Genomic DNA, 14,196 nt, shown 5'->3' on the forward strand with positions numbered 1-14,196 from the left:
CGTATGACCGATTATTCTTTGAGCCCTTGGGTTCGGGTGCTTTCAAGTTCAATAGCGCGATTTGGCGAGTTAAAAACGGCTGCCATTTGTTACGCTTTATTTTTAGCTGCGTCTCTTATTTTATCGAGTATGTTTTATTACGTAGCGATAGGTGAATTGTTTCTTGTAGATATTTTGGCTGTGGTATTTTTTTCAGCTGTTGTGTCACCTTTAATTATTAGCGTACTTATAAACTCAATTCGTCAGTTAGACGCTTCATACGCTTACTTAGATAGCGCAACCAAACAAGAAAAACTATTAAACCAAACACTTAAAGATAATATTAGTCGGCTTAATATTGAAATAGATGAACGTAAAATGGCTTTTCACGCCAAACACCGCGCCATTGAAGAGCTTCGTAGAGAAATTGCAGAGCGCAAAAAAACACAGCAAGAGCTAGCTCAGCAAAGCATGTTACAGCGCTCAATTGTTGACTCATCCCCCGATTTATTTTATTACCGCGACAACAACGGGGTATTTGCTGGCTGCAATAAAATGTTTGAAGAAGTAATGGGTAAATCAAGCCGTGAGCTCATTGGTAAAACGGTAGAACAAATATTTCCAAATGACTTTTTATCTGAAGTACTACGCACAGACAAAGAGGTAGAGCAAACTCACAAAGCAATCACTATCGATGTAGGTTATGAAGTTGATGGTGCAACACGCTGGTTTGAATTGCGAAAACTTCCTTTTATAAATGATGAAGGTGACTACATTGGTTTGCTTGGCTTTGGGCGTGATATTACTAGCCGTAAAGAAGCCGCTGAGGCTCTTGAAACCGCCTATAAAGATAAAGGTAAGTTTATTGCCACATTAAGCCATGAGTTGCGTACACCGCTTAATGGTATTGTAGGTTTAACTCGTATGTTGCTTGATACAGATCTTAATAAGCAGCAGCGCAGTTGGTGTAATACGGTCTTTTCAAGTGCAGAGACGCTCGGGAATATTTTTAACGACATAATAGATTTAGATAAAATAGACAGAGAACAGCTCGATATTGCTGCAAACTCTATCAATGTATCTGATTTTATAAACGATGTTGTGAATTTTGCAGGTTTAATTACAGAGCAAAAAGGGCTGGAGTTTGATATTGAGCGAAATGGTAAGCTAGATATATATGCACTGCTCGATCCTACTCGTTTACGCCAAGTGGTTTGGAACCTGATAAATAACGCTGTGAAGTTTACCCAACACGGCAAAGTAATACTTGAGTGTAGCCGTGAAAATCGTCCAGAAGGTCCGTGGTTGGTTATTAAAATATCAGATACTGGGCAAGGTATTCCTCAAGAGCAGCTTTCTCGTATTTTTGATATGTACTACAAAGCACCTGATTTACAAGGCACAAATGCCATAGGTTCAGGCATTGGTCTTGCTGTAACTAAAGCTTTAGTGACCGCAATGAAGGGCAGTATTACAGTAAATAGTACAGAGGGTGAGGGCAGTTGCTTTACAGTACAAATACCGCTGAGCTTATGCATTGCCCCCACAGAACAAAGTTATGTTGGCCGAGAGCTTTATATTTTACTTGTTGAAGATGTACCGCTTAATGCAGAAATAGCCACTAATTTATTAGAACAACGCGGTCACGAAGTGTTATGGGCAGAAACCGGCGAAGATGCTCTTGCGTTTGTAGATACTGAAGACGACCTAGATTTAGTATTACTTGATATGCAGCTACCCGATATCAATGGGGACGAAGTTGCAAGGCAAATTCGTGCCGATAGTCATTTTGATAACCTGCCTATTGTTGCACTAACCGCTAATGTAAGAAGTGCAGAAGAAGAGCTTGAAGGTATTTCTATTCAAGGTGCTCTAGCTAAGCCTATTAATACAGTAAAGCTTGATAAAATGCTTGCTGACTTATTTGATATTAAGCAAGTTCAATGTACCGAGCCACAGCTAAAAGTAACCGACGAGGCACTTAAAAATATTGATGCGCATTTGCTAGATGTTGAAACAATAGAAGACTTTGTGAACTCAATGGGGTTAGTTGTCTTTAGACGAAGCAGTCAGTTATTCGAAAAGCTAAATCCGCAGTACCAACAAGAACTGCTTACATCATTAAATACAGGTGACAGGGAAGAGTATAAATCGGTGGCGCATAAGCTTAAAGGTGCTGCAGGTTCTGTTGGTTTAAACGATGTTCAACTGCATGCAAAAGTGATGGAGTACGGCGCAATAGAAGAGTCAGATGAGGTGCTTGAGGAGTGGCTGCTCGTGTTGGCAAGTAAAATAAATGAAGGACAACATGCCCTTCATTTATTTCTACAGCAATTAGAATGAACGCTTTTTAGCTGTCGATTTTACCAATAAAGCGGTAGCCTTCACCATGAATGGTGCTGATAAGCTCTGATGTAGAGTTATCGCTTTCAAAATGCTTACGGATACGGCGGATAGTTACATCGACAGTACGGTCGTTTGCACGAAGTTCACGCCCAGTCATATGTTTAATCAGTTGTTCACGGCTAAAAATACGACCCGGAGAATCAAGCATTAAACGCAGTGCTCTATACTCGCCTTTAGGCAAGCGTTTAGCATCGCCATTAGGAGATGTTAAACAGCGGCTGTTTTCATCTAATTCCCAACCGTTAAATGTAATAACGCCATTGGTTTCAAGCGCTGATTCATCATCACTTAGACCTGTACGCGTAATAAGGTTGCGAGCTCTAATAGTCAATTCACGAGGGTTAAATGGTTTAGTAATGTAATCATCAGCGCCAATTTCAAGCCCTAAAATACGATCAACATCGTTATCACGACCTGTTAAGAAAATAAGGCCTACTTTGCGTTTTTGGCGTAGTTCACGGGCTAATATAAGGCCGTTTTTGCCTGGAAGATTGATATCCATAACTACGAGATTAACGTCGTCGTTATTTGTAAGCTTGTCATGCATGTCATCGCCATCAATGGCTTCAATAACTTTGTAACCTTCAGCTTCAAATAAACTAACGAGGTTTAGTCGAGTTACGTCTTCATCCTCTACGATTAGAATGACTGGCGTTTGCATTATTAATTAACCTTTTTGGAATATTTTATTTACAAAAAATCGGTATTTAGTATAAATCCGACTACTAGAGATTATAGGATTATATCCAATTGTTAACAAGAAAAAACAAGTTGGATAAAAATAAAACAGCAAGAGTTCAAAGTTTGCTCAAAAAGCCCGTGCAAAAACTACTGTTAAATTGATCATTACACGTATGAAGTTCATTTACTTTGAAAATTTATGGACCGGCTGACTATGCAAAACTGTTAAATAATCAGACTAATTCAAAGTTAAATTATATCACTATCTAATCTTTCATCAATGTATGTGATATCGCAAAAGTAATAAAGTTCAAAAAATTGCGCTCTATAAACGATAACTATTACCATTACTTGTTACATGAAGCATAAATATGGTCGATAAGTAGTAATTCAAGGAGTGTAAGCAAATAAATGCACTTGGTTACTTCACTTTTAAGGGATGGTTATGATGAATCGCGCACCGTGTTTTTTTTCTAAATCAATTAATATGTGGCCGCCTAAAGCTTGTGTTACTAAATTGTAAACTAAGTGCATACCTAGTCCACTCGCTCCTTGCCCTCTTTTTGATGTTACGAAAGGATCGAAGATCCTATGTTTAATTTTTTTGTCTACACCTTGGCCATTGTCACTGTAAATAATAGTGAGTTTTTTACCCGTTAACTCCACATCAAACTGTATTTCGTTATTTTCATTACCTATAAACCCATGTAGCAGAGAGTTTGTTAGTAGTTGTATAAATACTTGTTGTAGTGGTTCAGATTTGCTTTCTATTGTTAAGTCGGTTGCACAATTTATGTTTATAACAGGTTTTTTCTCTTCAAGTTCAGAGCTTATTGATGTCAAAACATCCGTTATTAACTTATGAATATTGATGTAGGTAGTTACGTCATCATCTTGAATAACCGCTACTTTTTTAAAAGTTGAAATTAAGTCTGCTGCACGATTTAAGTTACGGTAAATTAAATCTAAATTTTCTATGCCTTCATCAATAAAGCGCTTTAATTGATTTGAAGTCAGCTTTTTGTCGTCAAAGCTAATTTGTAAATCAGCTAACTTATCGCGCAGTAAGGTTGAACTAGTAATGCCAAGCCCTATTGGGGTATTAACTTCATGTGCAACACCGGCGACCATTTGGCCAAGGGATGCCATTTTTTCATTTTCAACAATTTGTGTTTGATACTGATGCATACGCTCAAGGGTTGACAACAATTCTTGATTTGCCTCTCGTAAGGCTATGGTTCGTTGGTTTACTTTTTCTTCTAACCCCTGGTTAAGCTGTTTAATTTCTTCTTTGTCTTTTTCATGGCGGGTCAGTTGTTTTTGAGTGCGTGTAAGCATGATATTTAAACTGTTTGAAAGCGCTGATATTTCTTTTACGTCGGTTACAGGTGCGCGTACATCGTAGTTATGATTTTTTGATACGTCTTGTAATAGCATACTCAATCTTTCTATCGGTCGGGCTATTCTTTTTTGAACATTTATTGCAATAAAATACACAACAACAAGTATCAATAAAGTAAGTAAGGCATCCACAACTATTTTTTGTTTTATATAATCGTCTAAGCTTTCAAGGCTACCGCGCATGTATACATGGCCAACAAGCTTTTCATTATGAAAAATTGGCTTTATTAGTTCAATATCTTCGTTGGTTATACGTGGTGTTTTTAGTTCCTCAATACTGTCGATTCTGAGGGGGACTGGTGGCGTTTTTTTTGCGTTAAAACTAATAAAAAAAACAGGCTTTTGAGATGCTTGCTCAATAGAATAAACATGTATGTTTTTAACTAGAGGGATTTTTTCAAAGTATTTAAGGCGTTTTTCTTCTGTTTCTCTGTCATCTTCAAAAACTGACTTTCCTGCGTCAAAGGCAACAATTTCAGCGAGAATAACGAGCTTACTAACTATTAATTGTTTTTGCTCTTTAACACTTAGGTAAGTCGATATAGAAATCGATAACGACAAGCAAATAGCAGTTATAAGCATGATTAAATTTATAAGTGCTTTACGAATACTGCTTTGATGAACTTTTCTAGGCATTATTAAAGTGTCGCCTGAGTCGTTAAGTTTTATTATTTTATTAGTTTAGCAAAGAAGGCAGAGAGTGGCGCAAAAAAATACATAAAATTAAGTATACATTCAAATACTAAGCCAAACATATTAATTGTTTAACTTAGCATTTAAGCGTGTTTAACTGCTATATACGGCAAATTTATTGTTTTTGAATACGGTTTGATACGTTTCAAATTGTGTTTCTAAAATTGGCGGATATTTTAAAAAGCTGTTTGCAACAATAGTTAGCTTTCCGTTTTTAGTTAAATGCTGTTTAGCGTTAGCTAAAAACGTTTCTGCAACGCTGTAGTCTGTAGCAATTCCTGTGTGAAACGGCGGATTACTCACTATTAAATCAAACTTACCACTAATATTCTTAAGGCCATCACTGAGAATTGCTTCACCAGTTACCCCGTTTAACTTTAAAGTTTGAGTTGTTGCATAGGTTGCAAGTGCGCTTACGTCGCTACATACAAATTCAAGAGCTGTATTTTTTAACCCTAAAAAGGTCGCAATTAAGCCAGCACCACAACCAAAGTCGAGTACTTTACCTTGTTTAGTTGAAGGGGCATTTTCGAGTAGCATTTTCGTACCAGCGTCTAAACAGCCATGGTTAAACACGCCAGGTACGCTAATAGCTGAAAATGATGTATCGGCAATACTAACGGTAAATGTTTTATGGTAGTGGCTAATATCAAATTGCGCATTAAGTTCAATTTGAGAAAATGAGTACAGTACGCAGTGTTTAGCCGAATCAATTTTATTACTATATTCAGTTTTAGCTGCTAATTGTTTTTCAATGGATTTAACACCACTTTTATTTTCACCAACAACTAATAACTCTGCGTCCGCAGTTATTACAGCGCGTATGTTATCAAGGGCCATTAAAAGCTCTGGTTTTGATTTAGGATAATAAAGAATGACTAAATCATAATCACTGCCGGTAATGGTGTGGTTAACTTTTACATCAACACCATGAGTATTTTTAGCAAATTCACCATTAGCATGGTTATAGCTAAACGCTGTAATTTTGCTATTTGGATTAAGCGTTTTAAGCTCAGCTAAAAAGCCATCTTGAACAAAGTTGACCACCAATATAGATTTACCCGTTAATGCATCACTATTTCGCAGCAACAGTAAACTTGGGTTGGTTAATACGCTCATAAATGGCTTTGCCTTACAGTATGTTAAATTAATATAAAAGTGTAATTACTTTGTGCGCTCAAACATTAAGTCCCAAACGCCGTGACCTAATCGGTGGCCGCGTTGCTCAAATTTGGTAAGAGGGCGTAAATCAGGGCGAGGCACATAATCGTTAGTTTCTGATTGATTTTCATAACCCGGGGCAGCTTGCATAATTTCTAGCATATGTTCTGCGTAGTTTTCCCAATCTGTAGCCATATGAAAAACACCGCCTATTTTTAATTTAGAACGTAGTTTTTCAGCAAATTCAGTTTGTACAATACGGCGCTTGTGGTGGCGCTTTTTGTGCCATGGGTCTGGGAAGAATAATTGCAATGTAGTTAGGCTTTCATCGCTTAGGCAGTCAGCAAGTACTTCTACAGCATCATGTTCAAACACGCGTAAATTAGTTACACCCGCTTCGTCGGCATCCATTAAACATGCACCAACGCCTGGGCGGTGTACTTCAATACCAATAAAGTTTAAGTGTGGGGCATTTTTAGCCATTTCTACAAGCGACTTGCCCATACCAAAGCCTATTTCTAGTACTACATCATTGTTGTTACCGAATACTTGGCTTAAATCAAGCATGCCGTTTTTATGCTCTAAGCCCATTGTTGGCCAGCATTTTTCGATTGCAGCGGCTTGGCCTTTGGTTAATCGACCTTCGCGTTTTACAAAACTGCGAATGGTGCGGATGTATTTACCTTCTTGCTTAGCTTGCTCGAGGTTGGTATTGCTTGATTCACTCATATCTTATTGGCCTGACAAAACAATGTGTTTAAAAATGGTTGCATATTATCCCTGACGATGGCCTCAATCACAAGTATTAGCTGGTTTTACGGCCTCTATAGCTTGATCTTTTTACTCACTGCAATAGACTGACCCGCCATTGAGCATGAGTAAAAAGTATAATATGTTGGACTTAAATAAAGAGCAGTCTCACTGGTTTTCAAAGCAAGTAGTTGATTGGTATCACCTTCATGGCAGAAAAACGCTGCCGTGGCAATTGGGTAAAACGCCTTATAAAGTGTGGGTTTCTGAGGTTATGCTTCAGCAAACTCAAGTTGTTACTGTGATCCCTTATTTTGAAAAATTTATGAAAAGTTTTCCTGATATTATTGCTTTGGCTAATGCCGAAGAAGATCAGGTACTACACCATTGGACTGGTTTAGGTTACTACGCTCGCGCGCGAAATCTTCATAAAACAGCAAAAATAGTTCGCGACAAATACAACGGACAGTTTCCTCAAACGCTTGAAGAGGTTATTGCTTTGCCGGGCATTGGCCGCTCTACAGCAGGGGCTGTATTGTCATTGTCGCTTGGTCAACATCACCCTATTTTAGATGGTAATGTAAAGCGAGTATTAGCACGCTATTTTATGGTTGAAGGGTGGTATGGTGTAAAAAAAGTAGAAAACCAGCTTTGGCATTTATCGTCGCAATTAACACCTAAAAATAATGTGACAGAATTCAACCAAGCTATGATGGATTTAGGTGCAAGCTTATGTTCACGTAGCCGTTTTGATTGTGAAGCGTGCCCGTTAAATAGTCGCTGTGGTGCGTTTAATGCGAGTAAAGTTAAAGAGTTTCCTCATTCGAAGCCTAAAAAAGCAGTGCCTAAAAAAAGCTGTCATCAGCTAATTATAAAGTGCGACGATAAGGTCCTTATGGAAAAACGCCCTAGCTCTGGTATTTGGGGTGGGTTGTTTGGTTTTTTCGAGTTTACTGAACGCCAACAGCTAGATGACTTTTTAGCTCAACATGGCTTTATATCAGAACTTGAACCATTAGCGGCGTTTACCCATGTATTTTCTCATTTTGAGCTGACGATTAATCCACATATATTAAATCTTAAACAAATCCCGGATGTAATTAACGAACGCCAGCTAGTTTGGTACCCGCTAGATCAATCAGTGGAAGTCGGTTTAGCTGCGCCAACTAAAAAGTTGGTTAAACAAATTGCACCAATAGGTTAAACTGTTGGCATTTAACGCTTAAGAGAAATTAATTATGGCACGTACTGTATTTTGTCAAAAGTTACAAAAAGAAGCCGAAGGCTTAGGTTTTCAACTTTATCCGGGTGAAATTGGTGAAAAGATTTTTAATAACATCTCTAAAGAAGCTTTTGCTCAATGGCAACACAAACAAACGATGCTAATTAACGAAAAGCATTTAAATATGATGGACCCAGAGCATCGTACATTTTTAGAAGAGCAAATGGTTGGCTTTTTGTTTGAAGATAAAGATGTAGAAATTGAAGGCTATAGACCGCCAGAAAAATAAATTGTAAATACAATAAAAAAGGGGCTCTTAGCCCCTTTTTTATTGTTAATTATAAAGTGCTAAAACTCTTCGTTTTCCTGCTCTGCCTTTCTAACTTGCTCTTTTAAAAATTGAGCCGCTTTAGAATATTCAATTTCTAACTGATCACGTAAATCAATTAATTCATCGGTTGTTAGCTCTCCCGCTTTGCATTTATCTTCAAATGCACCAGCTAGTGTTCCTACTGTTTGCGCACCAATAGTTTTAGATATAGATCTAAGTTGATGGCAGCCTTCAATTATTTCTGCCAAGTCGTTGACCATAACACCAGAATTTATAGACTTAATTAAACTTTGACTTTGCTCTAAATACATCTTGAAAAAGCGTAGTTGCTTAGCTTTATCGCCATTTACGTACTTAGAAACTGCATCCATGTCTATGGGCAGCGCCATGCTTTGTTGAGGAATTAACTCTTGTTTAGGTGCTTGCTTATCAAACCAGCGTTTAAGAGTATCTTCTAAGGCATTTAGCTCTATAGGTTTGGTAATAAAGTCGTTAATACCTACGGCTAAACAGCGCTCTTTTTCACCTTTAAGGGCGTTAGCTGTAACTGCCACAATATAGGGTTGAGCGTCTATAGCTTCTAGCAATTCAGCTTCGTTACGAATTTTTTCAACCATGTCGTATCCTGACATTTTTGGCATGTGTAGATCGGTTAAAATAAGTGAATAGTTGTTCTTTCTCCACATATCCAAGCCTTCTTCACCATTGTTTGCAACCTCTACGCCATACCCTAATATATGCAATTGGTCGGTTAAAACTTGCTGGTTTAGAAGGTTGTCTTCAACAAGTAAAATCAATTTATTTGATTCTCTAGCTTGCTCTACATTTAAATAGTTATTAAGTGTTTTGGCTTTTTTAATTTGTTTTGGTTGATGTAAGCCTGCTGCAACTAAAATAGAAAGCATAAAGTTAGATTTACAAAGTGGAGATGCATTGATGTAAAAGATATTTTTATGGTTAATGGCCGCTTCGTCTAATTTACTCAGTACAACAACTTGTTGATTGTAATCTTCTAGTGAATATAACAAGCGCCTTAATAAAGAGTTAATATCATCAATGTTATCAATGCCATCAGCAACCCAAATAGCACCCTCAGTGTTTTGGTGTTGCTCAATTTCTTTTTCTGTGTGTGCGTAAATAACTTTTGCACCCATAAACGATAAATAACGGTACATTATTTTTTCGCGTTGAAGATTGTTACTTACAACAATAATTGGTTTGCCGTCTAAGGCATTTTTATGAGCATATTTTATTTTACCTGAAGTACTAAAAGGCAGTTCAACGGTAAACTCACTGCCAATACCAGCATGGCTATTTACATGAATCGTCCCTAACATTAATTCTGTAAGGCTCTTACAAATAGAAAGCCCTAAGCCGGTGCCACCAAACTCTCTGGTTATCGAGCTCTCAGCTTGAACAAACGGGCTAAATATGTCTCTTAGCTGAGCCTGTGTCATTCCTTTGCCGTTATCGGTTACGCAAAAGCGTAGGGTAAAGTGATCTGCGGTGTTATGCGCAACCTCAACCGAAATTCTTACATGGCCTTGGGTTTTTTCATCGGTGCTTGTGAATTTAATTGCATTGCTGCACAGATTATAAAGTACTTGGCGCACACGTACGCTGTCACCTACTAGATTTATTGGAATATCTGGCGCAATTAATAGCTCTAAGTCGAGTTCGCGTTTTTTAGCAACCGACGACAAAACGCGAGTTACTTCTTCTAGGGTATCGCCAACTGAAAAAGGGGTTGGGTCAATATTAAGCTTACCGGCTTCAATTTTAGAAAAATCTAAAATATCGTCCAAAATACTCAGTAATGAGAATGCTGATTCGCGAATAATAGTACTTAAGCGATGCTGAGCACCATCTAGCTCGGTTTGACGCAGTAAATCAATGGTACCAATAACACCATTCATCGGCGTTCTGATCTCGTGGCTCATAGTAGCTAAAAAGGTGGTTTTAGTTTCGCTAGCTCTTTGTGCTTTTAAGGTTTCTCGTTCGAGTGCAATAGTGCGGTTTTGAACCTCTGATTCTAAGCCATTTTGTAGTTTTTTCAGTTCTTTTTGCACCGACTCGTTATCGCTTAGGGCTGTTTGTACTTGCTTAAGGAGTACATTTATATTTTGTGCAACGACGCCTAAACCAATATCAAGTTGTTCATTAATATTGCTATTATAGTTACCTTGTTCCGTAATAGCTTGAAGCTCTTGTGACAGTGAGTCGGTACTCTTACGCAAACGCCCATTAATATACACATTAAAAAGTAACGCAAAGATAAATAAAGAAATAACAGTTGCGATTGCAATGCCATATGCAATTACTTGAGAGTCTTGCATGCTTAATGGTAGTGGGGCTAACTCCTGCTTAATAATTAGCTCACCAATTGGCTGGTCGTTAAGTAAGAGAATATGATGCAACACACCTGTTTTCTCATTATATTGTGTAATTTTAATAGATTCAGGTGCGGTCTCGCTATTGCTATAAACGAGCTGTGTATCAGAAGTCGCGCTGAAACGATAAAGAGTGTATTCAAACTCATCATCTAAAGAGGATGTTAAGTCGAGTAATTGCTTAACCTTGTCTTGGCCATACATTGTTAGCGCGTCGATCATTGGCTGGTTTAATGTAGATGCAAGTGTTTTAATATTTACCGATTGTTCAGGTTGAACTACTTGTGTTTTATTTTTTACGTAGAACGAGTAACCAAATACGGCAAGTGCGGTAACTGCAATATTAAATATTAAAAAAAGTGGTAATAACCCTTTTACCGGCGAAGAGAATTTACTCTGCATTGAATGTTCCCATTGATGTGTTTTTGCTACTTTAGCCATTAGCATAGGTATCTGAACTAATCGTACCATTTACCAAAAATAATTCACTACGGTTTTAGTCTGATTTAGTTATAATATTTCATATATATAGACTGGTTTGTGGTAAAAATGTACGTTATCAATAAAAAACGTACTGAGTTGCTTGAAAACCGTTCAAACAGTCGTAAAGGATAAAAAAAAAGTTGACTTGTAAGGGCAAAACTCGTTTAATACGCCGCACGCCCAGACAGCTGACTCAGTATAGGTTTTTGGGAATTGCATTAAAAATCTATTAAGATTTTTAATTAGCACTGTTAAAGTGCCTCGATAGCTCAGTTGGTAGAGCAGAGGATTGAAAATCCTCGTGTCCCTGGTTCGATTCCGGGTCGAGGCACCATTTATAAGTTATCAATCTTTAAAATTGATGAAGTGCCTTAGCACACAGTTTAGTGTGCCGACTTAGCTCAGCTGGTAGAGCAACTGACTTGTAATCAGTAGGTCAACCGTTCGACTCGGTTAGTCGGCACCATTTATTTTGATTAAGTGTTTTAAAAACATTTAATTAGCACTGATTAAGTGCCTCGATAGCTCAGTTGGTAGAGCAGAGGATTGAAAATCCTCGTGTCCCTGGTTCGATTCCGGGTCGAGGCACCATTTAAAAAAAGTTATCAATCTTTAAAATTGATAAAGTGCCTTAGCACACAGTTTAGTGTGCCGACTTAGCTCAGCTGGTAGAGCAACTGACTTGTAATCAGTAGGTCAACCGTTCGACTCGGTTAGTCGGCACCATTTATAACGTAACTAGGAAAGAAACTGTAATCAGCAGTCTATTCAAGTTATCCGTCGACTTAGTTAGTCGGCACCATTTATTTTAGTTAAGTGTTTTAATAATATTTAACTAGCACTGTTTAAGTGCCTCGATAGCTCAGTTGGTAGAGCAGAGGATTGAAAATCCTCGTGTCCCTGGTTCGATTCCGGGTCGAGGCACCATTTATACAAAGCCTCGCATATGCGGGGCTTTTTTGTTTCTATTCTAAATTTGGCCCAGCATCAAACTACCTTCCATCTCAAAATATATTTATAATTTTATTCCGCTTTAGCTGGTGTAATGCCAACAGTAAATCCTGCCGTCTTTTCTATATTCACTTTTTAAGAGTTTAAATTACCTTTTTGATTAAAAGTTGGCTTGTTCATTTTTTTGTGATCATTATTTTAACACTTGGCGTATTGAGTGAACTTATAATTTCATCGCAAGCTATGTAATGTTATGTAAAGTCAATTGAGCAAAGTTTGCTAAAGTGATTGAATAACATTCATAAATAGCACTAATCAGGTTTAAATATGATGTGGCAATGTAAGCCATCTTTATTAGTAATAAGCATTATAATGCTAAGCGGTTGTGCGAGTAATTTAAACCCGCAACAACGTGAGCGATCGCCGAGTGCACTACCTACCCAATGGCAGCAAGCTGCCGCTAAATCGGTAATAGCCGTAAACGATACTTGGTTCAATAAGCTAGCTTCACCAACAGTAAAGCAGTTAGTTACGCAAGCACTTAAAAATAATCAACAGCTACGACAAGAGCGTTTCGATGTAGAAATACAAAAACAACAATTAATTATTACTGGTGCTGCATTGTGGCCTAGCTTAGATATTTCATCACGGGTGGGGCGCAGTAAAAACAATCGCCCTGTTAGTTATAATAATTCGAGCTCTGTATCGTTAGAGTTAGGTTATGAAATTGATTTATGGGGTAAGCTTTCAAACGCAAAACGCAGGGACAATCTTAACTACCTTGCTCAGCAAGCTCGTTATGAGCAGGCTAAACAACAGCTTATTGCAGATGTTGTAACTAATTGGTTTAGCCTAATCAGTGCAGAGCAATTACTTGATTTATTTAAACGCAGAGAAACTAATGCTAAACAAAACCTCGAGATTATTGAGTCGGGCTATCGCCAAGGTTTAAATGAAGCGTTAGATGTTTATTTGGCGCGTAACGAATTAAATAATGAACGCTCACGTATAGCAACTCAGCAAGCAAATTTAAGTCAATCTGCTCGTCGTCTTGAGCGCTTGTTGGGCGAGTATCCAAAAGGATTACTGGCAGCTAATAACGATTTACCCGTTATTAATGACGATATTCCTCTTGGTCTCCCTTCTGAGCTTATTACTCGTAAACCCACATTACGTGCTAGTTGGTATCAATTGTTAGCCACAGATGCTTCACTGGCTTATGCTCATAAACAGCGTTTCCCAAGTTTAAACTTAAGTGCAGGCTTAAGTGATAGTACTAGCAGGGTAAGCGACTTATTTTCTCCATCAAGCCTAGCATGGTCTCTGATAGGTAGTATTTCAGCTCCTATTTTTAATGGTGGGCGACTTGCTGCCAACGAAGAAATAGCCAGTTTACAAACGCAAAAGCAAGAGCAAGCTTATCTGCAGTCTTTGTATGATGCATTTAGCGATGTTGAAAATGCTATTTCGCAACAGCAGTCACTCAAAGCGCGCTACCAAAGTACATTACAAGCACAAGAGAATGCGTTAGCCGCCGAACAACTATCGTTTGAACAATATCAAAGTGGCTTAGTTAGCTACACCACAGTACTTGATGCGCAAGCCCGTTCATTTGATGCGCAAAGCTCACTGATTGAAATTAAAAATCAGCTACTAACTAACCGAATTAATTTACATGTTGCCCTTGGTGGCGATTTTGCAAAATCAATATCCGTACAGGATGAACAAGCAATATGAAACTCAATAAA

Annotated in this window: 9 protein-coding genes and 5 tRNA genes; 9 read left to right on the forward strand and 5 right to left on the reverse strand. The window is 37.9% G+C overall.

Translation table 11 applies throughout. The annotated features are described in order from the left end of the window. Positions 1-3: 3 nt before the first annotated feature. Positions 4-2,322 (forward strand): aerobic respiration two-component sensor histidine kinase ArcB, encoded by a 2,319-nt coding sequence (gene arcB / locus ATS76_RS10405; RefSeq protein ID WP_058552101.1) that lies wholly within the window; start codon positions 4-6, stop codon positions 2,320-2,322. A 7-nt stretch (positions 2,323-2,329) separates the two neighbouring features. On the opposite strand, the gene arcA is transcribed toward arcB, so the two are convergent. The 4 genes from arcA to trmB all read right to left on the reverse strand — a co-directional run bounded on the left by arcA (position 2,330) and on the right by trmB (position 7,050). Continuing rightward, positions 2,330-3,046, reverse strand: coding sequence for a two-component system response regulator ArcA (gene arcA, locus ATS76_RS10410; protein ID WP_006794331.1), 717 nt, complete (start codon positions 3,044-3,046; stop codon positions 2,330-2,332). 452 nt (positions 3,047-3,498) lie between these two features. Next, positions 3,499-5,103 carry a sensor histidine kinase gene (locus ATS76_RS10415; RefSeq protein WP_058552102.1) on the reverse strand — a complete coding sequence of 535 codons (1,605 nt, stop codon included), beginning with the start codon at positions 5,101-5,103 and terminating at the stop codon, positions 3,499-3,501. 150 nt (positions 5,104-5,253) lie between these two features. Then, on the reverse strand, positions 5,254-6,279 hold the full coding sequence (locus ATS76_RS10420; RefSeq protein WP_058552103.1) for a methyltransferase: 1,026 nt from the start codon (positions 6,277-6,279) through the stop codon (positions 5,254-5,256). A gap of 45 nt (positions 6,280-6,324) precedes the next feature. Beyond that, a complete protein-coding gene (trmB, locus tag ATS76_RS10425) occupies positions 6,325-7,050 on the reverse strand; it encodes a tRNA (guanosine(46)-N7)-methyltransferase TrmB (protein WP_058552104.1) in 726 nt (241 codons plus the stop codon). 163 nt (positions 7,051-7,213) lie between these two features. On the opposite strand from trmB, the gene mutY reads away from it, so the two are divergent. Both mutY and ATS76_RS10435 read left to right on the forward strand, forming a co-directional pair. Beyond that, positions 7,214-8,275 carry an A/G-specific adenine glycosylase gene (mutY, locus tag ATS76_RS10430; protein ID WP_058552105.1) on the forward strand — a complete coding sequence of 354 codons (1,062 nt, stop codon included), beginning with the start codon at positions 7,214-7,216 and terminating at the stop codon, positions 8,273-8,275. 34 nt (positions 8,276-8,309) lie between these two features. Next, a complete protein-coding gene (locus ATS76_RS10435; protein ID WP_058404815.1) occupies positions 8,310-8,582 on the forward strand; it encodes an oxidative damage protection protein in 273 nt (90 codons plus the stop codon). 59 nt (positions 8,583-8,641) lie between these two features. On the opposite strand, the gene ATS76_RS10440 is transcribed toward ATS76_RS10435, so the two are convergent. Beyond that, positions 8,642-11,416, reverse strand: coding sequence for an ATP-binding protein (locus tag ATS76_RS10440; RefSeq protein WP_058552107.1), 2,775 nt, complete (start codon positions 11,414-11,416; stop codon positions 8,642-8,644). A 339-nt stretch (positions 11,417-11,755) separates the two neighbouring features. On the opposite strand from ATS76_RS10440, the gene ATS76_RS10445 reads away from it, so the two are divergent. The 6 genes from ATS76_RS10445 (at position 11,756) to ATS76_RS10470 (ending at position 14,185) form a co-directional block, all read left to right on the forward strand. Next, a tRNA-Phe gene (locus ATS76_RS10445) sits at positions 11,756-11,831 on the forward strand. A gap of 56 nt (positions 11,832-11,887) precedes the next feature. Further along, a tRNA-Thr gene (locus ATS76_RS10450) sits at positions 11,888-11,963 on the forward strand. Between the two features lie 49 nt (positions 11,964-12,012). After that, positions 12,013-12,088, forward strand: a tRNA-Phe gene (locus tag ATS76_RS10455). Between the two features lie 59 nt (positions 12,089-12,147). Further along, positions 12,148-12,223: transfer RNA gene (locus ATS76_RS10460), tRNA-Thr, on the forward strand. 125 nt (positions 12,224-12,348) lie between these two features. After that, positions 12,349-12,424: transfer RNA gene (locus tag ATS76_RS10465), tRNA-Phe, on the forward strand. 351 nt (positions 12,425-12,775) lie between these two features. Next, on the forward strand, positions 12,776-14,185 hold the full coding sequence (locus ATS76_RS10470; protein WP_058552106.1) for a TolC family protein: 1,410 nt from the start codon (positions 12,776-12,778) through the stop codon (positions 14,183-14,185). Positions 14,186-14,196: the final 11 nt, after the last annotated feature.

The sequence above is a fragment of the Pseudoalteromonas sp. 10-33 genome (assembly GCF_001469195.1).
Lineage (GTDB): Bacteria > Pseudomonadota > Gammaproteobacteria > Enterobacterales > Alteromonadaceae > Pseudoalteromonas.

What these genes read in the sequence shown, in the direction of transcription:
- arcA (WP_006794331.1), bottom strand. Translation starts at nt 3,046, where the DNA reads ATGCAAACGCCAGTCATTCTAATCGTAGAGGATGAAGACGTAACTCGA.
- mutY (WP_058552105.1), top strand. Translation starts at nt 7,214, where the DNA reads ATGTTGGACTTAAATAAAGAGCAGTCTCACTGGTTTTCAAAGCAAGTA.
- ATS76_RS10440 (WP_058552107.1), bottom strand. Translation starts at nt 11,416, where the DNA reads ATGCAGAGTAAATTCTCTTCGCCGGTAAAAGGGTTATTACCACTTTTT.
- ATS76_RS10435 (WP_058404815.1), top strand. Translation starts at nt 8,310, where the DNA reads ATGGCACGTACTGTATTTTGTCAAAAGTTACAAAAAGAAGCCGAAGGC.
- ATS76_RS10420 (WP_058552103.1), bottom strand. Translation starts at nt 6,279, where the DNA reads ATGAGCGTATTAACCAACCCAAGTTTACTGTTGCTGCGAAATAGTGAT.
- ATS76_RS10470 (WP_058552106.1), top strand. Translation starts at nt 12,776, where the DNA reads ATGATGTGGCAATGTAAGCCATCTTTATTAGTAATAAGCATTATAATG.
- arcB (WP_058552101.1), top strand. Translation starts at nt 4, where the DNA reads ATGACCGATTATTCTTTGAGCCCTTGGGTTCGGGTGCTTTCAAGTTCA.
- trmB (WP_058552104.1), bottom strand. Translation starts at nt 7,050, where the DNA reads ATGAGTGAATCAAGCAATACCAACCTCGAGCAAGCTAAGCAAGAAGGT.
- ATS76_RS10415 (WP_058552102.1), bottom strand. Translation starts at nt 5,103, where the DNA reads ATGCCTAGAAAAGTTCATCAAAGCAGTATTCGTAAAGCACTTATAAAT.